The sequence below is a fragment of the Polaromonas sp. genome (genome assembly GCF_030682935.1).
Taxonomy (GTDB): Bacteria; Pseudomonadota; Gammaproteobacteria; order Burkholderiales; family Burkholderiaceae_C; genus Polaromonas.
In genome coordinates this window covers 1-23,371 of sequence record NZ_JAUXNA010000156.1, presented here as the reverse complement: position 1 = coordinate 23,371, position 23,371 = coordinate 1, and the positions used below count along the sequence as shown (strand labels likewise).

General features: G+C 60.5%; 20 protein-coding genes and 1 pseudogene. 18 read left to right on the top strand and 3 right to left on the bottom strand.

Going from position 1 to position 23,371, the window contains the following annotated elements:
* Positions 1–279 precede the first annotated feature (279 nt).
* Both rnr and Q8K05_RS07405 read left to right on the top strand, forming a co-directional pair.
* Entirely contained in the window at positions 280–2,619 is a 2,340-nt protein-coding gene (gene rnr / locus Q8K05_RS07410; protein ID WP_370868796.1) for a ribonuclease R, read from the top strand.
* A gap of 49 nt (positions 2,620–2,668) precedes the next feature.
* Complete coding sequence (locus Q8K05_RS07405) at positions 2,669–3,211, top strand: YggT family protein (RefSeq protein WP_305245860.1); 543 nt, start codon at positions 2,669–2,671, stop codon at positions 3,209–3,211.
* 2 nt (positions 3,212–3,213) lie between these two features.
* Here the strand turns inward: Q8K05_RS07405 and Q8K05_RS07400 are convergent, their stop codons facing one another.
* The 3 genes and pseudogenes from Q8K05_RS07400 to Q8K05_RS07390 all read right to left on the bottom strand — a co-directional run.
* Complete coding sequence (locus Q8K05_RS07400; RefSeq protein WP_305245859.1) at positions 3,214–4,749, bottom strand: NAD(P)H-hydrate dehydratase; 1,536 nt, start codon at positions 4,747–4,749, stop codon at positions 3,214–3,216.
* A 45-nt stretch (positions 4,750–4,794) separates the two neighbouring features.
* A complete protein-coding gene (locus Q8K05_RS07395) occupies positions 4,795–6,054 on the bottom strand; it encodes a D-amino acid dehydrogenase (RefSeq protein WP_305245886.1) in 1,260 nt (419 codons plus the stop codon).
* A 129-nt stretch (positions 6,055–6,183) separates the two neighbouring features.
* A pseudogene (locus Q8K05_RS07390) lies at positions 6,184–7,515 on the bottom strand (amidase); the annotation flags it as partial.
* A gap of 175 nt (positions 7,516–7,690) precedes the next feature.
* Between Q8K05_RS07390 and rpsB the strand changes: the two are divergent.
* The 16 genes from rpsB (at position 7,691) to Q8K05_RS07310 (ending at position 22,915) form a co-directional block, all read left to right on the top strand.
* Positions 7,691–8,443 (top strand): 30S ribosomal protein S2, encoded by a 753-nt coding sequence (rpsB, locus tag Q8K05_RS07385; protein WP_305245858.1) that lies wholly within the window; start codon positions 7,691–7,693, stop codon positions 8,441–8,443.
* Between the two features lie 150 nt (positions 8,444–8,593).
* The gene (gene tsf, locus Q8K05_RS07380) at positions 8,594–9,508 is read left to right on the top strand and encodes a translation elongation factor Ts (protein ID WP_305245857.1); all 915 of its coding nucleotides are present in this window, start codon (positions 8,594–8,596) and stop codon (positions 9,506–9,508) included.
* A gap of 88 nt (positions 9,509–9,596) precedes the next feature.
* The gene (gene pyrH, locus Q8K05_RS07375; RefSeq protein WP_305245856.1) at positions 9,597–10,307 is read left to right on the top strand and encodes a UMP kinase; all 711 of its coding nucleotides are present in this window, start codon (positions 9,597–9,599) and stop codon (positions 10,305–10,307) included.
* Positions 10,308–10,366: 59 nt separating this feature from the next.
* Positions 10,367–10,927 (top strand): ribosome recycling factor, encoded by a 561-nt coding sequence (frr, locus tag Q8K05_RS07370; protein ID WP_305245855.1) that lies wholly within the window; start codon positions 10,367–10,369, stop codon positions 10,925–10,927.
* A 28-nt stretch (positions 10,928–10,955) separates the two neighbouring features.
* Complete coding sequence (uppS, locus tag Q8K05_RS07365) at positions 10,956–11,696, top strand: polyprenyl diphosphate synthase (protein WP_305245854.1); 741 nt, start codon at positions 10,956–10,958, stop codon at positions 11,694–11,696.
* Complete coding sequence (locus tag Q8K05_RS07360) at positions 11,696–12,526, top strand: phosphatidate cytidylyltransferase (RefSeq protein ID WP_305245853.1); 831 nt, start codon at positions 11,696–11,698, stop codon at positions 12,524–12,526. The genes uppS and Q8K05_RS07360 overlap by 1 nt, the downstream gene beginning before the upstream one ends.
* A gap of 20 nt (positions 12,527–12,546) precedes the next feature.
* Positions 12,547–13,734, top strand: coding sequence for a 1-deoxy-D-xylulose-5-phosphate reductoisomerase (ispC, locus tag Q8K05_RS07355; protein ID WP_305245852.1), 1,188 nt, complete (start codon positions 12,547–12,549; stop codon positions 13,732–13,734).
* A 1-nt stretch (position 13,735) separates the two neighbouring features.
* Complete coding sequence (rseP, locus tag Q8K05_RS07350) at positions 13,736–15,112, top strand: RIP metalloprotease RseP (RefSeq protein WP_305245851.1); 1,377 nt, start codon at positions 13,736–13,738, stop codon at positions 15,110–15,112.
* Between the two features lie 12 nt (positions 15,113–15,124).
* Positions 15,125–17,428, top strand: a complete 2,304-nt coding sequence (bamA, locus tag Q8K05_RS07345) for an outer membrane protein assembly factor BamA (protein WP_305245850.1) — start codon at positions 15,125–15,127, stop codon at positions 17,426–17,428.
* The gene (locus Q8K05_RS07340; RefSeq protein ID WP_305245849.1) at positions 17,428–17,934 is read left to right on the top strand and encodes an OmpH family outer membrane protein; all 507 of its coding nucleotides are present in this window, start codon (positions 17,428–17,430) and stop codon (positions 17,932–17,934) included. Before bamA ends, Q8K05_RS07340 begins: the two co-directional genes overlap by 1 nt.
* A gap of 47 nt (positions 17,935–17,981) precedes the next feature.
* Positions 17,982–19,070: a UDP-3-O-(3-hydroxymyristoyl)glucosamine N-acyltransferase gene (lpxD, locus tag Q8K05_RS07335; protein WP_305245848.1), complete on the top strand. Its 1,089-nt coding sequence runs from the start codon at positions 17,982–17,984 to the stop codon at positions 19,068–19,070.
* A complete protein-coding gene (fabZ, locus tag Q8K05_RS07330; protein WP_305245847.1) occupies positions 19,045–19,485 on the top strand; it encodes a 3-hydroxyacyl-ACP dehydratase FabZ in 441 nt (146 codons plus the stop codon). The genes lpxD and fabZ overlap by 26 nt, the downstream gene beginning before the upstream one ends.
* Before the next feature lie 10 nt (positions 19,486–19,495).
* A complete protein-coding gene (lpxA, locus tag Q8K05_RS07325; protein WP_370868795.1) occupies positions 19,496–20,308 on the top strand; it encodes an acyl-ACP--UDP-N-acetylglucosamine O-acyltransferase in 813 nt (270 codons plus the stop codon).
* An 87-nt stretch (positions 20,309–20,395) separates the two neighbouring features.
* Complete coding sequence (lpxB, locus tag Q8K05_RS07320; protein ID WP_305245882.1) at positions 20,396–21,535, top strand: lipid-A-disaccharide synthase; 1,140 nt, start codon at positions 20,396–20,398, stop codon at positions 21,533–21,535.
* A complete protein-coding gene (gene rnhB, locus Q8K05_RS07315) occupies positions 21,507–22,124 on the top strand; it encodes a ribonuclease HII (protein WP_305245846.1) in 618 nt (205 codons plus the stop codon). Before lpxB ends, rnhB begins: the two co-directional genes overlap by 29 nt.
* Positions 22,121–22,915 (top strand): RNA methyltransferase, encoded by a 795-nt coding sequence (locus tag Q8K05_RS07310; protein WP_305245845.1) that lies wholly within the window; start codon positions 22,121–22,123, stop codon positions 22,913–22,915. The genes rnhB and Q8K05_RS07310 overlap by 4 nt, the downstream gene beginning before the upstream one ends.
* The last annotated feature ends 456 nt before the right edge of the window (positions 22,916–23,371 follow it).

Here is a 23,371-nt window from a genome sequence, read left to right as displayed (position 1 = left end):
ATCACCTTTGTGGCTTAATCGCTTACATCGCTGAAATATTTCATTGTTCTGTGAAAACGCGCGGCTCCACCATGGCAAGGGCGGCAGGCGATCCGGGGATTTGTCAAAATTTTTGGCAACACCGAGACATCGCGCAAGTGAGTCACCGGCTTTTCATGGAACGGGGCTAGTATTTGGTGTAAAAACTGATACAAAAGCCTATCGCGCTACGTCGCCAAGCCTATTATTTTTAAGTCCCTGCTTCACCTATACGGCGCCAGCGGCATTTCACAAAAGGAAATTCTTATCAAAACAACTTATCAAGCTTCCGGTGCGTCGTCCGGACTCCTCGCTGAATTCGAAGGTACCGTTTCTGGTCATCGCGATGGCCACGGCTTTGTCTTGCGTGATGATGGCGAGGCTGACATTTACCTGCCGCCCAACGAAATGCGCGCAGTGCTGCACATGGACCGGGTCAAGGCGCGCATCGTCCGGTATGACCGCAAAAACCGGCCCGAAGGCCGCGTGACCGAAATTATCGAGCGGTCGTCCAACCCCATCATCGGTCGGCTGCTGCAGGAAAGCGGCGTCTGGCTGGTCGCGCCCGAGGACAAGCGCTACGGTCAGGACGTGCTGATTCCCAAGGGCGCTACCGGTTCCGCCAAAACGGGGCAGGTCGTGGTGGTTCAGCTGACTGAACCCCCGGCCCTGTTTGGCCAGCCTGTGGGCCGCGTCGCGGAAGTACTGGGCGAGATGGACGACCCGGGCATGGAAATCGAGATTGCCGTGCGCAAATACGGCGTGCCGCACGAATTCAGCGACGAGGCGCTGGCCTTGGCCCGGACCTTGCCGGACGCCGTGCGACCCGGCGATAAAAAACATCGCGTTGACCTGACCGACATCCCGCTCGTCACCATAGACGGCGAGGACGCCAGGGACTTCGATGACGCCATCTACTGTGAACCTGCCAAGGTGGGGCGCGGCAAGGGCTGGCGCCTGCTGGTCGCCATTGCAGACGTCAGCCATTACGTTGAAACCGGCAGCGCCATCGATATTGACGCCTACGACCGGGCCACCAGCGTGTACTTTCCGCGCCGCGTGATTCCCATGCTGCCGGAAAAGCTGTCCAATGGCTTGTGCTCGCTCAATCCCGCGGTCGAACGCCTGTGCATGGTGTGTGACATGCTGGTCAATGCCAAAGGTGAGGTGCACGCCTACCAGTTTTATCCGGCCGTGATGTTCAGCCACGCCCGCTTCACCTACACCGAGGTGGCCGCCATTCTGGCCAATACGCGCGGGCCCGAGGCGCTGCAGCGCAAGGAACTGGTGCCGCATCTGCTCGACCTGCACGAGGTCTACCAGGTGCTGCTCAAAGAGCGCAGCGTACGCGGCGCGGTGGACTTTGAGACCACTGAAACCCAGATCGTCTGCGATGACGCGGGCCGCATTGAGAAAATTGTGCCGCGTACCCGCAATGTGGCCCACCGCATCGTGGAGGAATCCATGCTGGCCGCCAACGTGTGCTCGGCTGACTACATTGCGCAGAGCAAGCACATTGGCCTGTTCCGCGTGCACGAAGGCCCGACGCTCGAGAAAAAGGAGATGCTGCGCACCTACCTGAAGACGGCCGGCGTGGGCATGACCATCAGTGACGACCCGACACCGGGGGAATTTCAGCAAATCGCCATGGCCACGAAAGACCGGCCGGATGCGCCGCAAATTCATTCGATGCTGCTGCGCTCGATGCAGCAGGCCATCTACACACCCATGAACGAGGGACATTTTGGTCTGGCTTACGAGGCCTACACGCACTTCACCAGCCCGATCCGCCGTTATCCGGACTTGCTCGTGCACCGCGTCATCAAGGCGGTTCTGAACAAGGCCAAATACCAGCTACCGGCCTTGCCCACGCCGGGCGAGGCCGAGGCCAAGCTCTCCAAGCGGCTTGCCTCCCGGGTCAAGGAGCCTGGCGAAAAGCCCGTAAAAACCAGCGTCGATCAGCTGGCGTGGCAAGCGGCCGGCCTGCATTGCAGTGCCAACGAACGCCGGGCCGACGAAGCCAGCCGGGACGTGGAAGCCTGGCTCAAGTGCAAGTACATGCGCGAGCATCTGGGCGAAGAATTTGGTGGCGTGGTCACGGCGGCCACCGGCTTTGGCGTGTTTGTGACGCTGGACGCCATGTATGTGGAGGGTCTGGTGCACATCACCGAACTGGGCACCGAGTATTTCCGCTTTGACGAAGCCCGGCAGGAATTGCGCGGAGAGCGCTCCGGCATGCGCTACGCCATCGGAACGCGGGTCAGGGTGCAGGTCAGCCGCGTGGACCTGGATGGCCGCAAGATTGACTTTCGTCTTGTGCATGAAGGCGAAGAGCTGCCGGGCCGGGCAACGAAGGACAAGAGCGGGAGCCGTGCCGCAGAACTGCCTGCACAGGAGCGGGGTTCACCGCGTCATGCCGGCGGCAAGGGGTCGGGAAAACGTTCGGAGTCGCGCGCTGGTGGCCGTGGTGCCGCTTCGGCCGGTGGCGATGCGCCTGCAGAAAATGCGGCGGGCAGATCGCCGATTCAGGCGCTCAAGGCCGCAGTCAAAAAATCAGCCAGTAATCCAAGCCGCAAGCAGGGGAAAAAGCCCAGGCGCTGAGGTATCCCATGATGCTTTCGTTTAATTTGCTTCATATTGCCGGGAATTTATGCTGATTCGGATTTTGGCCTTTTTACTTGAAACGGTATTCTTCGTACTGATTGCGGCTGCGCTGTTGCGCGCCTGGATGAACTGGGTTCGCGTCAACCTGCGTGTGCAGCCAGGCAGCTTCGTGATGGCCTTGACCGACTGGCTGGTCAAGCCGCTGCGGCGCACTTTGCCCAAGGCGCTGACGCAGTCCCGGCTCGATTGGGCCAGCGTGGTGGCTGCTGCGGTGTTGGCCTTGGCTTATGCCTTGTTATGGGGCCTGCTGTCTGGCCTGGGTTTTTCACCCATGGCTTTGGGGGGGCTGCTGCTGTTTGCCCTCAAGATGCTGCTTCGTGTGGCCCTGCAAACGCTGCTTATTCTGGTGCTGGGTTACGCCATCCTGTCATGGATCCAGCCCGGCTCGCCCGCCTATGGCTTGCTGGCGCGCTTGACGGAGCCCCTCTTGAGCCCGCTGCGGCGCGTGGTTCCGATGATTGGCGGCGTCGATCTGTCGGCGCTTGCGCTGCTGGTGCTACTGCAGATCGGCCTGATGGTGCTGGGCTAGTCTCAAGCCCTTGGTGCGGCGGCCAGCGCCGATGCGGTCAGTGTCTGGTTGGGCTGCTCGGCGGCCCATGCGTCAGCGGCCCGCCCGTGCGTAAACACCGCGCTGCAAGCCGCCTCAAAAGCGTTTTGCCCGTGGGCCAGGTTGGCCCCGAGCATGCCGGCCAGCACATCACCGGTGCCGGCTGTCGCCAGCAGAGCGTTGCCGGTGCTGTTGATGACGGTTTGTTGGCCCGGAGCCGCCACAACGGTGCCTGAGCCCTTGAGTACCACCACACACTGAAATCGTTCCGCCAGACGCTGGGCTGCCGCCAGACGGTCGGCTTGCACCTCGGCGGCGGTCATGCCTGCCAGGCGCGCCGCTTCGAGCGGATGGGGCGTCAGCACCGTGCTGTACCCGTCTTGCTGGCGGGCCGCCAGCAGGGTTTGCAACCGCGGGTCTGCCGCAATGGCATTGAGCGCATCCGCATCCAGCACCAGGCGCGTCGCCGTTGACAGGATGGTCGCGATCACGGTTTTGACCGCTTCACCGCCACCGCAGCCGCACACCACGACCTGCTGCTTCAAGTCCAGGGCGTCAGGCGCGCGAAACATCAGTTCCGGTTGCATGGTATCGACGGTCGGCCCCGCGTTGCCCAGCAAGGCGACAAACACGCGGCCCGCACCTGCGTGCAGTGCCGATCGGGCCGCCAGCAGGGCTGCACCCGTCATGTGGGTCGCAGTGCCAGCGTCGGACTGGCCGCCGACCACGGCGACATCGCCAAAGCTGCCTTTGTGGCTGGTGTGTGAGGCGCGCGCACGCTGCGGCTGGCTGGCGCGGTCGGTGCCCAGCAGCCAGGCGCAGGGCACGGTGTCCTCGGGCTTGATGCCGAGATCATCAAACCACACCTGGCCCGCGCTATCGCGGCCGCTGGCGGTGAATAGCCCCGGTTTAAGCGTCAATAAACTTAAGGTAAAAATGCCTGTAGCGCTTGCTCCACGAGCGGTGGCTGCTATTAATATTGTAGCGCTTGCGAGGCCCGTGTCTGCATCCAGTCCGCTCGGTACATCGACGGCCAGTCGCGGCGCCCCGCTGGCCTGCATCCGCTCCAGCCACTGCTGCATCAGATCGTTGCCCGCCCGCTGGGGATTTAGCGTGGCGCCAATGCCCAGCAGGGCATCGATGCAGAAATCAAAATCCGGCGGCGGCTCAGTTGCCATGGGCACACCTGCAGCCAGGGCGCGAGCGCGTGCGGCGTGGGCATCCGGGGGTAACTTGGCGTTGTCAGACGGCAGTCCGGTCCAGGTCACGCGCACCGTTTTGCCCCACTGGTGCAGGTGCAGCGCCGCTTCGAAGCCGTCGCCGCCGTTGTTGCCAGGTCCGCAGGCGACCCAGATGCAGCGGGCATGTGGCGCCAGCGCCAGCGCCAGACGGGCAACCGAGAGTCCTGCGCGCTGCATCAGCGTGTGCGGCGGCAGGCTGGCTGCGGCCTGTCGTTCAATCTGGCGCGTGGCCGCAATGCTGTAAAGCGGCTGGCTCAAGGTGCTGGAGATTCTGTGCATCAGCGGATTGTGAGGGCTTATGACGTGGCCCGCCAAGCGATGTGCTCAGCCCAGGCGGCTGATGTCCAGCCCTTCCATGTCGATCTCTGTGGGCCTGCCGGCCATCAGGTCGGCCAGCGCGCGCGCACTGCCGCAGCTCAGTGCCCAGCCGCTGGAGCCGTGGCCGATATTGAGCCAGACACCGGGCAGGCCGCTGTCGCCAATGATCGGCGGCCCGTCGGGCAGCATCGGACGCGCACCTTTCCACTCCTGCACGCTGCCGTGGGTGTTGGAATGCTGCGCAGCACCGGGAAACCAGTCGTGCAGCACCTTGTACAGCGTCTGAAGGGAGGAGGCGCGCCTGCTTTCAAGCGAGCCGCCAATTTCTGCGCCGCCGGCCACACGCACGCGGTTACCGAGGCGGGTAATCGCGACCTTGTAGCGTTCGTCCATCAGCGCGCTGCGCGGTGCGTTGAGCGGTTCGCGAATGGTGGCGCTGATGGAGTAGCCATACACGGCAGCCATCGGGATCTTCAGGCCCAGCGGCCTCAGGAGTTGCGCGGAGGCCAGGCCGGCGCACACCACCACGCGGTCAAAGGCGCGCGGTTTATCTTCACCTGCTATTGAAATGCTAGCTGCTTGCGACCGTTCTAACTGCGCCACAGTCGTATTTAGCTCAAAATTGACGCCCAGGCGCTGCGCTTCATTTTTCAGCAGCAGCGCAAACTGCCGGCAATTGGCCACTTCATCGTCGGGCAGGTGCACGGCCCCCAAAAACGCGGTGTCGGGGTTGAGTGCGGGCTCGATCTGGCGGACCGCATCGGGACTGATTTGCCTGAATGCCACCCCTGCATCCCGCAGCACCTGCAGGCTGGGCTCAATCAGCCGGCTGTCTTTTTCGGAGCGAAGGAGCACCATGTAGCCCGGGCTGCGCTCGTAGTCCAGTTGCAGCTCAGCGGTCAGGTGGTGGAGTCTTTCCCGGCTGTAAAACGCCAGGCGCTGCAGGCGCGAGCGATTGGCCAGATAGGGCGCAAGCTTGCAGGCGCGCAGCCATTTCCACGTCCATGCCAGCTCCCGGCCTGACAATGGCAGGCTCAGCTTGACCGGCGCATGGCGGCTGAAAAGGTAGCTGAGCACCTTGCCCGGCATGCCGGGCGCGGCCCATGGCGTGACATAGCCGGGTGCGACGATGCCCGCGTTGGCAAAGCTGGTTTCTTCTGCCGCAGCGCCCCGACGCTCAAAAACGGTGACTTCGTGACCGTCCGCAGCCAGCTCATAGGCGGTGGTGATGCCGATGATGCCGGCGCCAATGATCGCCACCCTCATGCGGTGGTATCGGGCAGGGCGGTGACGGAGCGGAAGGACATGGTGCTGTTCATTGTTTTTATAGATAAAAAAGGCTGTTGACCCATGATTGGCGGGTGCAGGCAGCGATTGGTGGTGTAGTGAATGGGCCAGTGCTGTTTCAACCTGGAGCGCCAGGTCCAGCACCGTGTCGTCGTGCAGCGCCGCGTGCCAGAGCATCAGGCCAACAGGCAATTGGTCAGGCGCGTGGCAGGGCAGCGAAATCGCGCAACCGTCGAGCATGTTAACCACCGCCGTGTTGCGCAGCAAAAGCCCGTTGATCCGGAAGAACTCGGCATCATCGCTCAGCACGCTGGCAATCGGCGGTGCCACGATGGGCACGGTGGGCGACAGCACGGCGTCAAAGCCGTCCAGGCGCGCCTCCATGCGTGAAATCCACTGCTTGCGTGCCGCCAGCAAATCGATGTAGTCGGCCGCACTCATTCGGGCGCCGCGCAAAATACGCTGCGCCACCCGTGGGTCGTACTCGGCCTCATGTCCGGCAATCAGGGTCCGGTGCCAGGCATAGCTTTCGGCCGCCGACAAGCCACCGCTGGCATTGATGGCGGCCAGATCATTGATTTCTGCAAGGGTGACTTCTTCAATACGGGCACCGGCTTGACGCAGCACCTGCAGGCTGCGCTCGAATGCCTGGGCCACGGTAGGGTCCATCCCGTCCAGCATCTGCGTTTGCGCTACTGCAAGGCGGCAGGCTGACAGGGGTTTGCCCCCCATCCGCACACGGCGGGCCGCCAGCACCTCATGCACGGTGACCGCGTCGCGCACCGAGCGGGTCAGGGCGCCTACCGTGTCCAGGCTGGTCGACAGCGGCAGCACCCCGGCGGTGGGGACCAGGCGGGCCGTGCTTTTAAACCCGACAATCCCGCACAAGGCTGCAGGGATGCGGAGGGAGCCGCCCGTATCCGAGCCGAGACCCACCAGTGCGGCACCCGTGGCGACCGACACCGCCGCACCCGACGAAGAGCCGCCCGGAATCCGGTCTGTGCTGCGGTCGGCCGGGTTGATGGGCGTGCCATAGTGTGGATTGATGCCGACGCCGGAAAAAGCAAACTCCACCATGTTGCTACGCCCGATCAGCACCGCACCCGCCGCACGCAGCCGCGCCACGGCGGGGCAGTCGGCGTTGGCAGGCGCTGCACCGGCAAGCACCGTTGATCCCGCTGAGGTGGTTTGGCCTGCGACATCAAACAGGTCCTTGACAGACACCGGAAGCCCCGCCAGAGGCAGCGCCGAAGGGCTGAAGTCGTCTTTCGGCAGCCCTTTGATGCTGGAAGACGGGTTTTCTGCCGTGGCCGGCATAAAAACGTGACGGCAGGCTTCGCTTCGGCCGATGGCGGCTGCGCGCTCAAGGACTTCCCGGGGGCTGGTCTGGCCCGCTTGCAGGGCCTGGCGAGTGGCATGAAGGTCGCCCGTGGAAGGCATCTGGTTCGGCTGGTTCATGGGGTGGGGGATGTTATACTCAGCGGGCTCTGCAGATGACGATCTTGTTGTCTGCAGGGAAAATCGCAAATCAGCCACTCAAGGTGTTGGCCAGTCACTGTATTCATAGTTTCTGGGCGATAAGCGCTGATTTTAGACACAACCTTTGGAGTTAATTATGTCCACAAACATGCGTGAAATGCTCGAAGCCGGCGTCCATTTTGGTCACCAAACCCGCTTCTGGAACCCGAAGATGGCCCCGTACATTTTCGGCCATCGCAACCGTATTCACATCATCAACCTGGAAAAATCGCTGCCGATGTACCAGGATGCGATGAAGTTCGCGAAGCAGCTCGCTGCCAACCGCGGCACCATCCTGATGGTCGGCACCAAGCGCACCGCGCGCGAAACCGTCGCCATGGAAGCCAAGCGTGCTGGCATTCCTTACGTTGACCAGCGCTGGTTGGGCGGCATGCTCACCAACTTCAAGACGGTCAAGACCTCGATCAAGCGCCTGAAAGAGTTGAAAGCCCAGCAAGAAGCCGGCCTTGACTCCATCAGCAAAAAAGAACAACTGACCTTCAAGCGCGAGATCGACAAGCTTGAAAAAGACATTGGCGGCATTCAGGACATGAATGCGTTGCCGGATGCCATTTTCGTGATTGACGTGGGTTTCCACAAAATCGCGGTTCTGGAAGCCAAGAAGCTGGGCATTCCGCTGATCGGCGTGGTCGATTCCAACCACTCCCCCATCGGCATTGATTACGTGATTCCCGGTAACGACGACTCGTCCAAAGCGGTTGCCTTGTACGCCCGCGGTATCGCTGATGCAGTCATTGAAGGCCGTGCCAGCGCCGGCAACGAGCTCGTCAAGGCCGTGTCGGCTGAGAGCTCGGACGAATTTGTGGAAGTTCAGAACGCAGCTGCCTGATAAAGGTGCCTGTTAGTTTTGGCGCTACGCCAGACGCGAAAAAGGGGCTCGCGTAGCCCCTTTTTCACAATTTGAATAGATATACGACAAATGTGCCCGGCGTGAACTTGGCGCCCGCTATCAAAGTCAATACGTTAAACGGAGAAAAAAATGGCAATTACCGCAAGCATGGTCGCTGAACTGCGCGCAAAAACCGACGCGCCCATGATGGAGTGCAAAAAAGCACTCACAGAAGCTGAAGGCAATTTCGAGAAGGCCGAAGAAATTCTGCGCGTCAAGCTGGGCAACAAGGCCGGCAAGGCTGCATCCCGTATCACGGCCGAAGGCGTGGTCGCCACGCACCGCGAAGGCGATGTCGGTTCCCTGGTTGAAATCAATTGCGAAACTGACTTTGTCACCAAGAACGACAGCTTCCTGGCTTTCACCAAAGCCGTTGCAGAAGGCATCGTCAAGAACAACCCGGCCGATGTGGCGGCCATTGGCGCCATGCCCCTGTCGCTGGACGGTTTTGGCCCGACGGTGGAAGATGTTCGCAAAGGCCTGATCGGCAAGATCGGCGAGAACATGAGCGTGCGTCGCTTCAAGCGCTTTTCCGGTAGCCCGCTCGCGGCTTACCTGCACGGCACGCGCATTGGCGTGGTGGTGGAGTTTGAGGGCGACGAAACCGCCGCCAAGGATGTGGCCATGCATGTGGCCGCGATGAAGCCCGTGGCGCTGTCCAGCGCGGATGTGCCTGCGGAACTGGTCGCCAAAGAGCGCTCGGTCGCTGCTGCAAAAGCGGCTGAAGATGCGGCCAAGGCCCAGGCCGAAGGCAAGCCTGTGCAATCTGCCGAAATCGTTGCAAAGCGTATTGATGGCGGCGTTCAAAAGTACCTGAAGGAAGTCAGCCTGCACAATCAGACCTTCGTCAAAAACGACAAGCAGACGGTTGAGCAGATGCTGAAAGAGCGCAGCACCACGATCAAGTCCTTCACGTTGTACGTGGTGGGTGAGGGCATCGAGAAAAAGGTTGACGATTTCGCTGCTGAAGTCGCTGCCCAGATCGCTGCTGCCAAAGCGGCCTGAACGGTCAAGGCTGCGCAAGCGGCTTTGTCGTCAGTCCAGCCGGAAAGCGGCTCAACGTCCTATTCAATCCCTCTTAGAAAGCCCACACATGCCAGCCTACAAGCGGATCTTGTTAAAACTGTCAGGTGAGGCCTTGATGGGGGATGATGCCTTTGGTATCAATCACGCCACCATCGTTCGCATGGTCGAGGAGATTGCCGAAGTCACCCGCATGGGTGTCGAGGTGGCGGTGGTGATTGGTGGCGGCAATATTTTCCGGGGTGTGGCAGGCGGGGCTGTCGGCATGGACCGTGCCACCGCCGATTACATGGGCATGCTGGCGACCGTGATGAACGCGCTGGCATTGGGTGACACCATGGACAAGGCCGGGCTGGTGCCTCGCGTCATGTCAGCGATTGGCATTGAGCGCGTGGTCGAGCCTTACGTGCGGCCCAAGGCGCTTCAGTACCTGGAAGAAGGCAAGGTCGTTATTTTTGCGGCCGGCACCGGCAACCCTTTCTTTACCACCGACACGGCAGCCGCTTTGCGCGGTGCTGAAATTGGGGCTGAAATCGTCCTGAAGGCCACCAAGGTCGATGGCGTGTACAGTGCTGACCCCAAGAAGGACCCGACGGCCACGCGCTACACCAGCATCACTTTCGATGAAGCCATGGGCAGAAACCTAGAAGTCATGGATGCCACCGCCTTTGCGCTGTGCCGCGACCAGAAGCTGCCCATCAAGGTGTTCAGCATTTTCAAGCACGGTGCACTCAAGCGCGTGGTGCAGGGCGCAGACGAAGGGACTCTGGTTCACGTCTGACGCCAGTTCTGCGCCTCACTTTGTACTTTTTTTGAACCTAATAATCCGGAGAGTTGACCATGAGCGTTGTTGAAATCAAGCAGCATGCAGAGCAAAAAATGCAGCAGTCCGTGGACTCGTTCAAAGTCAGTCTGACAAAAATCCGTACGGGTCGTGCCAATCCGGGTTTACTCGACACGGTGCATGTGGATTACTACGGCTCCATGGTGCCCATCAGTCAGGTGGCCAATGTGTCGCTGCTTGACGCGCGTACCATCAGCGTCTCTCCTTGGGAAAAAGGGATGGCGGCGAAAATAGAAAAGGCCATCCGGGATTCCGATCTGGGCCTTAACCCGGCCTCTCAGGGCGAGCTGATTCGCGTTCCCATGCCCGCGATGACCGAGGAGCGCCGCAAGGAGCTCACCAAGGTCGTGCGCGCCGAAGGCGAGCACGCCAAGGTGGCCATTCGCAACCTGCGACGCGATGCCAACGACGGCGTCAAGAAGCTGGTCAAGGACAAGCTGGCCTCCGAAGATGACGAGCGCCGTTCGCAGGATGAAATCCAGAAGTTCACGGACCGTTTCATTGCCGAAGTTGACAAACTGGTCACTGGCAAGGAACAAGACATCATGGCGGTTTGATCAAATCACGTTTGGCCTGAACTGACTTATGGCCTCTTCCCGTCTCACCGTTCCGCACCACGTGGCCATCGTCATGGACGGCAATGGCCGCTGGGCGAGCCAGCGCTTCCTGCCCCGTATCGCCGGCCACAAGCAGGGCGTCGATTCGCTGAACCGCTGTGTCCGGGCTTGCCTGGAGCGCGGCATTGGGGTTCTGACGGTCTTTGCTTTTTCATCCGAAAACTGGAATCGTCCTCCCGAAGAGGTGTCCGGCCTGATGGAGTTGCTGGCGCTGTCGCTGTCCAGGGAAGTCCCCAGCCTGAACGCCCAAGGGGTCAGGATTCATTTTGTAGGGGCTCGCCAGCGACTGTCCGAAAAGGTCCAGGCGGGGCTGGCGCAGGCAGAACTCAGTACGGCCGGCAACCAGCGCCTGATCTTCAACGTGTGCTTCAACTATGGCGGACGCTGGGACATTGCCCAGGCGGCCCACAAGCTGGCCAGCCGGGGCGAGGCCATCACCGAGCTGTCGCTGGACCGGGCGATGGCGATGGCGCACGTGCCCGATCCTGATCTGCTGATTCGCACTGGCGGCGAGTTGCGCCTCAGCAACTTTTTACTGTGGCAAGCGGCGTATTCAGAACTGCATTTTTCCAGCAAGCTATGGCCCGAGTTTGATGATGCGGCGCTGGATGAAGCGATCGCATTTTTCAACACCCGCGAGCGCCGGTTCGGCCAGACCTCGGCGCAGGTCAGCGGGCATGACAAAAACCAAGATGCAAGGGTCGTCTGATGCTTAAGCAGCGTGTGATTACTGCGATGGTCTTGCTGGCGATTTTATTGCCTGCGCTGTTTTACAAGACGCCTTTTCCTTTCAGCGCCATTGCCTTGCTGATGATAGCTGCCGGGGCTTGGGAGTGGGGACGTCTGAATGGGTTGACGCATGCCAGGTCGGTCGGACTTTCTGTGGCGTGCGTGCTGGCATGCGGTCTGTCCTGGTATGGAGGGCTGCTTGAAAAGCCCTTGCCCATGCTGTGGGCTGCCGCGGGGGCCATCTGGGTGCTGGTGGGTGGCTGGCTGTTGCGCTCTGGTGTCGCTGGCTGGCCACGCATTCCCAAGATGCTGCGTCTGGCGGGCGGCCTGGTCGTGCTATGGCTGGCTTGGCTCGCGATTGCGCAGGCGCGTGTGATCGGTATCCAATTCTTGCTGTCGGTGCTGCTGCTGGTCTGGGTCGCCGACATCTTTGCTTACTTCGCCGGCCGCACCTTTGGTGGACGCTTCAGCAAAGGCAAGCTCGCGCCTTCCATCAGTCCGGGTAAAAGCTGGGAAGGGGTGTGGGGCGGCATGGCCGGTGTGGTGGTGTTGTCGCTGGTCTGGGTTTCTCTGGGCGGCGAGACGCTTTACAGCCAATTGGCCCAACGCCACGGCATCGCCATGATGTTGCTCGCGGTTATCTTTCTGGCAGCCATGAGCGTCGTGGGTGATTTGGTCGAGTCCCTGATCAAGCGCAGCGCAGGCGTGAAAGACTCCAGCGGCCTGCTGCCTGGCCACGGCGGTGTGCTGGACCGCGTCGATGCCTTGCTGCCGACCTTGCCGCTGGCCATGATGCTGGCCACTTTTTAGGCTTATTTTTTGCACACCTCATGACCTTCAAAAAGCAGCGCGTTACGGTGTTGGGCTCCACAGGGTCCATCGGTGTCAATACCCTGGACGTCATTGCACGTCATCCCGAGCGTTTTGAGGTATTCGCCCTCAGTGCGGCGACCCAGACTGACCTGCTACTGGCGCAGTGCGCACAGTTCAAGCCCAGGTATGCCGTCATGGTGAGCGAGCCGCATGCCCGCCTCCTGGCTCAAAAAGTAAAGGAAAATCAGCTTCCTGTCCAGGTTTTATGGGCGGTAGATGCTCTTGAAATGATAGCGTCTCACGAGCTCGTGGATACCGTGATGGCCGCCATTGTCGGGGCTGCGGGCTTGAAGGCGTGCATGGCGGCCGCCAAAGCGGGCAAGCGCCTGTTGCTGGCCAACAAGGAAGCGCTGGTGGTCGGTGGGGACGTGTTCATGCAGGCGGTGCGCGCAGGCGGCGCGCATCTGCTGCCTATTGACAGCGAGCATTCCGCCATTTTTCAGTCTTTGCCCGAGGATGCAGCAAGCTGGCCCCAGCGCGTTGAAAAAATCATCCTGACCGCATCGGGCGGACCATTTCGTACCCGCGAGCCCGGCAGCCTTCGACATGTCACGCCCGATGAAGCCTGTGCGCATCCCAACTGGGTCATGGGGCGCAAGATTTCAGTGGATTCGGCGACCATGATGAACAAGGCCCTGGAGGTCATCGAAGCCAAATACCTGTTTGGCTTGGCGCCGCAACAAATTGAGGTGGTGATCCATCCTCAAAGCATCATTCATTCGATGGTCCAGTACCACGATGCGTCAGTGGTGGCCCAATTAGGAACGCCCGACATGCGGGTACCAATTGCCTATGGCCTGGCGTGGCCGGACCGGATCATCTCGGGCGCCAAGGCCCTGGACTTTGCCTGTCTGGCCAACATGACGTTTGAGGTGCCTGACCACGCGCGGTTTCCGGGCTTGCCGCTGGCCTGGGACGTCCTTAACGCGCCTGTGGGTAGCACGGCAGTGCTCAATGCTGCCAACGAGGTGGCAGTGGCGGCCTTTTTGGGCAAGCAAATCCGCTTCGACCAAATCCACCATGTAAATCATGCAACTTTGGAGGCCGTCGCGGTCTCTGAGGTCAACGATATCGAAGGTTTGCTTGCGCTGGATGCGCGAGCGCGCCGGGTGGCCGGTCAATTCGCTGAACGTCTGGAGCCCTGACATGCTGACACTGATTTCTTTTGTCGTCACGCTGGGCATCCTGATAGCTGTCCACGAGTATGGCCATTACCGGGTCGCGGTTGCCTGCGGCATCAAGGTTCTCAAGTTCTCCATTGGCTTTGGCAAGCCCATTTACACCTGGCGACTCAAAAATAAACCCACGGAGTTTGCCATTGGCATGCTGCCCTTGGGCGGCTACGTCAAGATGCTCGACGAGCGCGAGGCCCCGGTCGACCCCGCCGAGCGCCATCTGGCGTTCAACGCGCAGCCCCTGAAGTCCCGCGCGGCCGTTGTGGCCGCCGGTCCTGCGGCCAATTTGCTGCTCGCCGTGCTGCTCTACGCCATCGTCAACTGGAGTGGCTTGCAGGAGCCCAAGGCCGTCCTGGCCAGTCCTGTGGCGGGCTCCCTGGCCGAGCAGGCAGGTCTGCGTGGCCAGGAAACTGTCCAGCAGGCGGCTTTCGAGGGGGATGCGCTGGAAACGGTCCGCTCGTTTGAGGATCTTCGCTGGCGCCTCACGCAGGGCGCGCTCGATGGCCGCGATCTGACGCTGGTGCTGGGCGATGATTCCGCACCGGTGTCGCGAACGGTGCTGCTGGCGCTCAGCAAGCTCGATGCGCCCGAAGCGGATGCCCAGCTATTCCGGAAAATCGGCATTCTCGGGCCATGGACCAGGCCCGTGATTGGCGAGGTGATGGCGGGCGGCGCAGCCGAAAAGTCCGGCCTGCGTGCGGGCGATGTGGTCCAGCGTGTGGACGATCGCGCCATAGTCGATGGTCAGCAGTTGCGTGAAACCATACGGGGTTCCGCGCCTTCATCGGGCGAAAATTCTGCCGCTGCTGCGCCGCAGCGCTGGCAAATTCTGCGCTCGGGCCAGCCCCTGGTGCTGCAGGTGAGTCCGCAGGTCAAGCAGGAGGGTGGCGTAGCCGTGGCCCGGATAGGCGCCTACGTGGGCGAGCCCCCCGAATTTGTGACTGTGCGTTACGGGCCTCTGGATGGCTTGTGGCAGGGGGCTGTTCGCACCTGGGAAGTGTCGCTTCTCACGCTGAAGATGATGGGGAAAATGGTGATTGGAGAAGCCTCGCTCAAGAACCTGAGTGGACCGCTCACCATTGCGGACTACGCCGGGAAATCGGCCAGTCTGGGCTGGTCTTCCTATCTGCTTTTTCTTGCACTGATCAGCGTCAGTCTGGGTGTGCTGAACTTGCTGCCGCTGCCGGTTTTGGACGGTGGGCACCTGATGTATTATCTTTGGGAGGGAATTACCGGCCGAGGCGTGTCTGACGTCTGGATGGACCGGTTTCAGCGCGGTGGCGTTGCTATCCTGTTAGGCATGATGTCTGTCGCCCTGTTTAATGATGTCGCCCGACTTTTGGGCTAATTCCAACATTTCATGCAAAAACAATTCAATCGATTCAAAGTTCGTGCAGTCTGCGCTATTGCCGCCGGTTTGTTCATGGTCAATGCCGCGTGGGCCGTTGATCCATTTACGGTTCGTGACATCCGGGTTGAGGGCTTGCAGCGCGTCGAGCCGGGGACGATTTTCGCCTCGCTGCCTTTTCGCGTGGGTGAAACCTACAACGACGACAAGGGCTCCACGGCCATTCGCGCGCTGTTTGGTTTGGGTTTGTTCAAGGACGTGCGGCTTGAAGTCAGCGGTGACGTGCTGGTTGTCATTGTTGAAGAGCGTCCCACCGTCGCCGATGTAGACTTTGTCGGGACCAAGGAATTCGATAAGGACGTGCTTAAAAAGGCGCTTCGTGACGCCGGTATTTCCGATGGCCAGCCTTTTGACAAGGCGCTTGCCGACAAGGCCGAGCAGGAGCTCAAACGTCAGTACATCAACAAGAGTCTGTACGGTGTCGAGGTGATCACGACAGTGACGCCGATTGAGCGCAACCGCGTGAACCTGACTTTCAGCGTTGTCGAAGGCGATGTGGCCAAAATCAAGGAAATTCACATCACGGGTAACAAGGCTTTCAGCGAATCCACGCTGTTGGGGTTGTTTGACCAGGATACCGGTGGCTGGCTGAGCTGGTACACCAAGTCCGACCGCTATTCGCGGTCCAAGCTCAATGCGGATATCGAGACCTTGCGTTCCTACTACCTGTCGCGTGGGTATCTTGAGTTCAGGGTGGATTCAACCCAGGTTGCGATTTCTCCCGATAAGCAGAGCATCGCGGTCACCGTCAATGTGACTGAGGGCGCGCGTTTCGTGGTGTCGGGTGTCAAGCTCGAAGGCAATTACCTGGGCAAGGAGGAAGAATTCAAATCCCTGGTGTCCATCAAGCCTGGCGAGCCTTACAACGCCGATTCGGTGGCTGAAACGACCAAGGCCTTTACCGACTACTTCGGTACTTTTGGATTTGCTTTTGCCAAGGTCGAGGCCACACCCGAAATTGACCGGGTTAACAACCGGGTGGCTTTTGTGCTGCAGGCCGAGCCTTCGCGCCGGGCCTATGTACGGCGCATCAATGTGACGGGCAACAACCGCACGCGCGACGAGGTCGTCAGGCGGGAGTTCCGCCAGTTCGAATCGTCCTGGTACGACGGCGACAAAATTCGCCTTTCTCGTGATCGCGTAGACCGTTTGGGCTTCTTTACCGATGTGAATGTGGAGACCCAGGAAGTTACGGGCACGGCGGACCAGGTAGACCTGACGGTGGCCGTGGCTGAAAAACCCACCGGCAACCTGCAATTGGGTGCGGGTTTTTCCAGTGCCGACAAACTTTCCCTGATGTTTGGCATCCGGCAAGAAAACGTTTTTGGTTCGGGCAACTACCTGGGCATTGAACTCAATACCAGCAAGTCAAACCGTCAGCTTGTCCTGAGCACGATTGACCCGTATTTCACGGCCGATGGCATTTCGCGCACCATTGACGTCTATGACCGCACCTCCAAGCCGCTGTCTGGCCAGGGCGGCGACTACAGCCTGAAGACCCGGGGCGCCAGTATTCGTTTCGGCGTTCCCTTCACCGAGAACGATACGGTTTATTTCGGCACGGGATACGAGTCGTTGACGATTGTGCCGGGCACCGGTCTTCCCAATCCTTACCGTCTGTACGCTGAGGAGCGCGGCTACAAGACCAACTCCGTGCCCTTGACCGTGGGCTGGTCGCGTGACAACAGGGACAGTGCGCTGGTACCGACGACTGGGCGCTACCAGCGACTGTATGGCGACTGGGGCGTGGCAGGCGATGTCAGGTTTGTGCGCGCCAATTACCAGATCCAGCAATACATACCGATCAACAAGCAGTTCACGGTGGCGCTGAATGGGGAATTGGGCTGGGGTAAAGGCCTGAGCGGCCAAACTTTCTCGATTTTCAAGAATTACTACTCCGGCGGACTGGGTTCGGTGCGCGGATTTCAGCAGGGCTCTTTGGGACCGCGCGATCTCCTGGATCCCACCTTGGCGCTTGGCGGCCCCAAAAAGCTCACACTCAATGCCGAAGTGCTGGCGCCATTCCCGGGTGCCGGGAATGACCGCACCCTTCGCCTCTACGGGTTTGTAGATGCAGGCAACGTGTTTGGTGAAAAAGAGAGCTATAACTTCAACGATCTGAGAGTTTCCAGCGGGATCGGCATCAGCTGGATTTCTCCTGTAGGTCCTTTGCGCATCGCTTATGCGGTGCCCCTACGTAAACAGGCGCAAGATAAAATCGAACGCTTGCAATTTCAAATTGGTACATCTTTCTAATGAAGCATTTTTCAAGCAAAATTTTCCTGGGTCTTGCCATTGCGTTGGTTGGCTTCACCGCCAGTGCGCAGGAGTTCAAGGTCGGTGTGGTGAATCTGGACCGGATTTTTCGCGAAGCCAACTCAGCTAAAACGGCCCAGACCAAACTGGAGCAGGAGTTTAGCAAGCGCGAAAAAGAGCTGGGCGATCTTGCGACCCAGCTCAAAACGCTGTCCGACAAGTTCGAGCGCGAGGCGCCCACGCTTGCGGAAAGCCAGCGCACGACACGCCAGAGGCAGCTGGTCGATCAGGACCGAACCTTTCAGACCAAGCGCCGCGAATTTCAGGAAGATCTGAACGCCCGTAAAAACGAAGAACTCCAGCAGGTCATCGAACGTGCCAACAAAGTGGTTAAAACGCTGGCTGAAACCGAGAAGTACGACCTGATTCTTCAGGAGTCGGTGTATGTGAATCCCAAGCATGACATCACCGACAAGGTGATCAAGGCGCTGAACGCTTCCCGTTAATTGCGGGCGGCCAGCACACGCATGAGCGTAGAAATGGCAGACGCCCCGTGACGCTTCGGCTTGCTGATATTGTCCAGTCCCTGGCTGACAAGGCGCAGGGCGAACTGGTGGGCAATCCGGAACTGCTGATTGAGCGGCTGTCCACGCTGGAGGCGGCCGGTCCACGTGATCTGACCTTCCTTAGTCACCCCAAGTACCTTGGCCAGCTTGCACAGTCTGCTGCGGGCTGTGTGGTGGTGGGGCCTGCTGCCCGCGAAGCCGCCGTAGGCCGCGGTGCCTGCATCGTGGTGGACGATCCCTACCATTACTTCGCGCTCCTCACGCAACTCTGGAAGCGCCAGCATTTTCCGGCATCAACGCCGCAGATTCATCCCAGCGCCTTTATTGATCCTGATGCCAAACTCGGTGCGGGCGTTTCGATCGGGGCGTTCGCATGTGTCGCGGCGGGTGCCGTGATTGGTTCGGGCGCGCGCATTGCGGAGCATTGCGTGATTGGGCGGCAGGTGTTCATTGGCGCCGACAGCCGCCTGTCAGCCCGGGTCACCGTGGCCGACGGCTGCCGTATCGGCGAGCGCTGCATCGTTCATTCTGGCGCGGTGATCGGCGCTGATGGCTTCGGCTTTGCGGCGCACGAGGGCCAGTGGGTCAAGATCGAGCAGCTCGGTGCGGTACAGATCGGCAATGATGTGGAAATTGGTGCCAACACCTGTATTGACCGGGGCGCTTTGCAGGACACCGTGCTGGACGACGGCGTCAAGCTCGATAACCTGGTGCAGATTGGTCACAACGTCCGGATCGGCAAGCATACCGCCCTGGCCGGTTGCGCCGGTGTGGCGGGCAGCGCAACGATTGGCGCGCATTGCACGGTGGGCGGCGGCGCCGTCGTGCTGGGCCACTTGCGCCTGGCCGACCATGTGCATGTTTCGGCGGCTTCCGTGGTGACACGCTCAATTCTGAAGCCTGGGCACTATACCGGCCTCTTTCCTATCGACGACAATGCGGCCTGGGAAAAAAATGCCGCAACGCTCAAGCAGCTTCACGTTTTGCGTGAAAGACTCCGGCAGGCTGAAAAATCCATATTGCAGATCCAAGGCACATTCAAGAAAAATCATGATGGACATTCACCAAATCCTTAAAAAGTTGCCGCATCGCTACCCGTTTTTGCTGGTTGACCGTGTGCTTGAAATCGAAAAAGGCAAAAGAATCAAGGCGCTCAAGAACGTCACGATCAACGAGCCTTTTTTTGTGGGGCATTTCCCCCACCATCCGGTCATGCCCGGCGTGCTGATGCTCGAAGCCATGGCGCAGGCGGCGGCCTTGCTGGCCTTTGACACCCTGGACGTGACGCTCGACGACAAGACGGTGTATTACTTTGCCGGCATTGACGGCGCCCGTTTCAAGCGGCCCGTGGAGCCGGGCGACCAGTTGATCATGGACGTGGAGTTGACGCGCATGAAGTCCGGCATTTTCAAGTTCAAGGGTGTCACGCGGGTCGGCGAGAACGTCGCTTGCGAGGCCGAGTTGATGTGCACCATGCGCACCCTTGCCTGAGCGCGGCGACATGACGCTGCCTGCTGCCATGCCCGGCATTCATGCCACGGCGCTGGTTGATCCAGCGGCCCAGCTCGACAGTTCCGTGAGCGTCGGGCCTTACACCGTGATTGGCCCGCACGTGCGGGTGGGGGCCGGCACCCGCATCGGCGCGCATTGCGTGATCGAGGGCCACACCACGATAGGCCGCGACAACCGGATTTTTCAGTTCAATTCGCTGGGCGCGATTCCGCAGGACAAAAAGTACGCGGGCGAGCCCTGCGAGCTGGTGATCGGTGACCGCAATACCGTTCGCGAGTTTTGCACCTTCAACATCGGCTCGCCGGGCGACAGTGGCGTGACGCGCGTGGGCGATGACAACTGGATCATGGCGTATGTGCACCTGGCGCACGACTGCATGGTAGGCAACCACACCATTTTTGCCAACAACTCCCAGCTGGCAGGCCATGTGACGGTGGATGATTGGGTCATACTGGGCGGGTTCACGGTGGTGCACCAGTTTGTCCGTCTGGGTGCGCACAGCATGACGGCCATGTGTTCGCTGCTGCTGGCAGATTTGCCGCCTTTCGTGATGTCGCAAGGCCAGCCGGCCCAGGCCCGCTCCATGAATTTTGAAGGGCTGCGGCGCCGGGGCTTTTCTTCCGAACGGATTTCTGCCGTCAAAGCCATGCACAAGGCCTTGTACCGCGACGACCTCACGCTGGTGCAGGCGCAAGTTCGAATTGCCGGGTTGACTGAAAAGTATCCGGAGTCATTGCCAGATGTGCAGATGATGCTCTCCTTTTTACAAAAAACCGCTCCGCAGCGCGGTATCGTCCGCTAGGCGCTGATGTCGTTTGCGCCACCCCCTCTGCCCCCCCGGAGCGAGGCCGGTGGGCCTGCCGCCACGCAGTCCGCGCCCAACGTGGCCATGGTTGCGGGCGAAACTTCCGGTGACTTGCTGGCGGGCTTGCTGCTCGATGGCCTCAAAGCGCGCTGGCCGGCCCTGACCTGCAGCGGCATAGGCGGGCCGCAGATGGCGCGCCGTGGGTTTCAGGCCTGGTGGCCCAGTGACAAGCTGGCGGTGCGGGGTTATGTCGAGGTGCTGCGCCACTACCGTGAAATCGTCGGCATCCGGGAACGGCTGAAACAGCGGCTGCTGGGCGGGCAAGACCCGCGTCCCGACATTTTCATCGGTGTGGATGCCCCCGATTTCAACCTCGATCTTGAGGCCGCGCTCAAAAGCCACGGTATCAAGACCGTCCATTTTGTCAGCCCCGCCGTTTGGGCCTGGCGGGCGGACCGCGTTGAGAAAATCAGGCGCAGTGTGGACCATGTGCTGTGCATTTTTCCGTTTGAGCCCGCCTTGCTGGCCGCCCACGGGATTGCAGCGACCTATGTGGGGCACCCGCTGGCCAATGTGATTCCCATGCGGCCCGACCGGCTGGCGGCCAGACGCAAGCTGGGCCTGCAGGTTGACGATACGGTCATTGCCATTTTGCCGGGCAGCCGCGAATCCGAAATAAAGTACCTCGCCAGCAGGTTCTTCAAGGCTGCGGGCCTTGTTAAACGGGCGCGGCCAGCTATCAAATTCATAGTTCCTGCAATTCCCTTGCTGAAACGCCAGATTGAGCGGCTGGCCGATGAAGCCGGTGTGCGGGCTGATCTGCAGATTCTCGAGGGCCAGTCGCACACGGCGCTGGCCGCCTGCGATGTCACGCTGATTGCCAGTGGCACCGCCACGCTGGAAGCCGCCTTGTTCAAGCGGCCCATGGTGATTGCCTACAACATGAACTGGCTGTCGTGGCAGATCATGCGGCGTAAAAAGCTGCAGCCCTGGGTGGGCTTGCCCAATATTCTCTGCCGGGATTTTGTCGTGCCCGAATTGCTGCAGGAAGCGGCCACGCCCGAAGCGCTGGCGGCTGCGCTGCTGGCGTGGGTGGACGCAAAATATTCAGCACCCGAAAAAATAGCGACGGTTGAACAACGATTCACAACGCTGCATGCCGAGCTGCAGCGCGACACTTCACAATTGGCCAGCAATGCAATCCAGAAAATACTTGAAGCCTGAGCAAACACCCCTGTCCTGGTACGTTCCGGGACTGATCGCCGGGGTGGATGAAGCGGGGCGCGGGCCGCTGGCGGGGCCCGTGGTGGCGGCGGCGGTCATCCTGGACGACCTCAACCCCATCAAGGGACTGGCTGATTCCAAAAAACTTACCGCACTGCGGCGGGAAAAGCTCTACGACGAAATCCGCGCCAAGGCGTTGTGCTGCTCGATTGGGCAAGCCAGCGTGGAAGAAATTGACACCTTGAATATTTTGCAGGCCACCATGCTCGCCATGAAGCGTGCGGTCGAGGGCTTGCGGCTCAAACCCAATAAGGTGCTGGTGGACGGCAACCGTCTGCCGACGCTGAGCATTCTGGCTGAAGCTATTGTCAAGGGAGACGCCCTCGTGCCGTGCATCTCTGCTGCCTCCATTTTGGCCAAGGTGTACCGGGACCGCTGGTGTGCCGAGTTCCACCTCGAATACCCGCAGTATGGTTTTTCCGGCCACAAGGGTTACGGCACGGTCAAGCACCTGGCCGCGCTGCGTGAGCATGGCGCCTGTCCGCAGCACCGAAGGTCGTTTGCGCCTGTGGCCGAGGTTCTGCGGTGAGCAGCGGTTTTTCCGTACCCGTCATCCAGATCACGTCACGCGACAACCCGCTGATCAAGGAGTTGCGCAAGCTTTCGCAGGACAGCACGGCGTACCGAAAACAGCAGCGGGTATGGCTGGAGGGGGACCACCTGTGCCGTGCCGCGCTGGCACGCGGTTTCAAACCGGTCATGGCTGTATTTTCGGCATCTTTTTGGCCTCTAGCGCCCGTTGAATGGACGCAAGTAGCTATTAAAAACATAGTAATTCCAGACGCGCTGTTGCCCGAAATAAGTGGCCTGGAGTCCCCGGCCCGCATGGGATTTGTACTTGATCTGCCCGCTGCGCCGGCATGGCTGCCGGGTGCTGCCTCGGTCATCCTGGACCGCGTGCAGGACGCCGGCAATGTCGGCTCCATCTTGCGCAGTGCGGCGGCGTTTGGTTTCAGGCAGATCATTGCGCTCAAAGGCACGGCCGCACTCTGGTCGCCCAAAGTGCTGCGTGCGGGCATGGGGGCCCATTTTTCCTTGCAGCTGGTGGAGGGTGTAGAACCGGCTGCGCTGGCTGCGCTGACCATTCCCATCGTGGTCACCAGCTCGCACCACGGCAGTTTTCTGCATCAGCAGCCACTGCCTATGCCCTGCGCCTGGGCCATGGGCCATGAAGGGCAGGGCGTCAGTGACGATCTGATGGCCAGGGCCAGCCTGTCGGTGCGTATTGACCAGCCCGGGGGCGAAGAGTCGCTCAATGTAGCGGCCGCTGCGGCCATTTGCCTGCACGCCAGTGCCTTGTCGCAGACCGTCAAACCCTGAACCAGAAGGCAAGGAAAGCACGGCCCCTCGGGGGCAGGGAGCTGCGCGCAGTGAGCGAGCTGGCGTTAGTGCAAGAATGCGCTACGTCAAGCAATGTCTGCCGCAGAATGTGGATCACTCGGAACGATTCACTTATCCGCCCCATGCCTGACGAGCACAATACCGCTATTCGGCATCACATTCCGATCCGAAAATCCGCCAGATTGCGCAAGATAAGGTGGCAGCCCTAGGGTTATTGCGGCCCTTAGTACGGATTGGTCAACGTATCGTTCCGGAGCCGGTGGCGGGTGCCGTAGGACTGGTCAACGTCGATCCGGAGCCGGGGTTCGAAGGACTGGTTAACGTCGGTCCGGAGCCAGTGCCGGGGTTCGAAGGATTGGAGGAAAGCGGGCCAGAACCGGTAGATTGCTGCTGAGTAAAACCGCCGCCAAAGGTCTGGCTGCCAGAGCCGCTGCC

Excerpts from the sequence above, each read along its gene's own strand:
- Q8K05_RS07405 (WP_305245860.1), top strand. The coding sequence starts at position 2,669 with ATGCTGATTCGGATTTTGGCCTTTTTACTTGAAACGGTATTCTTCGTA.
- Q8K05_RS07400 (WP_305245859.1), bottom strand. The coding sequence starts at position 4,749 with ATGCACAGAATCTCCAGCACCTTGAGCCAGCCGCTTTACAGCATTGCG.
- Q8K05_RS07395 (WP_305245886.1), bottom strand. The coding sequence starts at position 6,054 with ATGAGGGTGGCGATCATTGGCGCCGGCATCATCGGCATCACCACCGCC.
- rpsB (WP_305245858.1), top strand. The coding sequence starts at position 7,691 with ATGTCCACAAACATGCGTGAAATGCTCGAAGCCGGCGTCCATTTTGGT.
- tsf (WP_305245857.1), top strand. The coding sequence starts at position 8,594 with ATGGCAATTACCGCAAGCATGGTCGCTGAACTGCGCGCAAAAACCGAC.
- pyrH (WP_305245856.1), top strand. The coding sequence starts at position 9,597 with ATGCCAGCCTACAAGCGGATCTTGTTAAAACTGTCAGGTGAGGCCTTG.
- frr (WP_305245855.1), top strand. The coding sequence starts at position 10,367 with ATGAGCGTTGTTGAAATCAAGCAGCATGCAGAGCAAAAAATGCAGCAG.
- uppS (WP_305245854.1), top strand. The coding sequence starts at position 10,956 with ATGGCCTCTTCCCGTCTCACCGTTCCGCACCACGTGGCCATCGTCATG.
- Q8K05_RS07360 (WP_305245853.1), top strand. The coding sequence starts at position 11,696 with ATGCTTAAGCAGCGTGTGATTACTGCGATGGTCTTGCTGGCGATTTTA.
- ispC (WP_305245852.1), top strand. The coding sequence starts at position 12,547 with ATGACCTTCAAAAAGCAGCGCGTTACGGTGTTGGGCTCCACAGGGTCC.
- rseP (WP_305245851.1), top strand. The coding sequence starts at position 13,736 with ATGCTGACACTGATTTCTTTTGTCGTCACGCTGGGCATCCTGATAGCT.
- bamA (WP_305245850.1), top strand. The coding sequence starts at position 15,125 with ATGCAAAAACAATTCAATCGATTCAAAGTTCGTGCAGTCTGCGCTATT.
- Q8K05_RS07340 (WP_305245849.1), top strand. The coding sequence starts at position 17,428 with ATGAAGCATTTTTCAAGCAAAATTTTCCTGGGTCTTGCCATTGCGTTG.
- fabZ (WP_305245847.1), top strand. The coding sequence starts at position 19,045 with ATGATGGACATTCACCAAATCCTTAAAAAGTTGCCGCATCGCTACCCG.
- lpxA (WP_370868795.1), top strand. The coding sequence starts at position 19,496 with ATGACGCTGCCTGCTGCCATGCCCGGCATTCATGCCACGGCGCTGGTT.
- lpxB (WP_305245882.1), top strand. The coding sequence starts at position 20,396 with ATGGTTGCGGGCGAAACTTCCGGTGACTTGCTGGCGGGCTTGCTGCTC.
- rnhB (WP_305245846.1), top strand. The coding sequence starts at position 21,507 with ATGCAATCCAGAAAATACTTGAAGCCTGAGCAAACACCCCTGTCCTGG.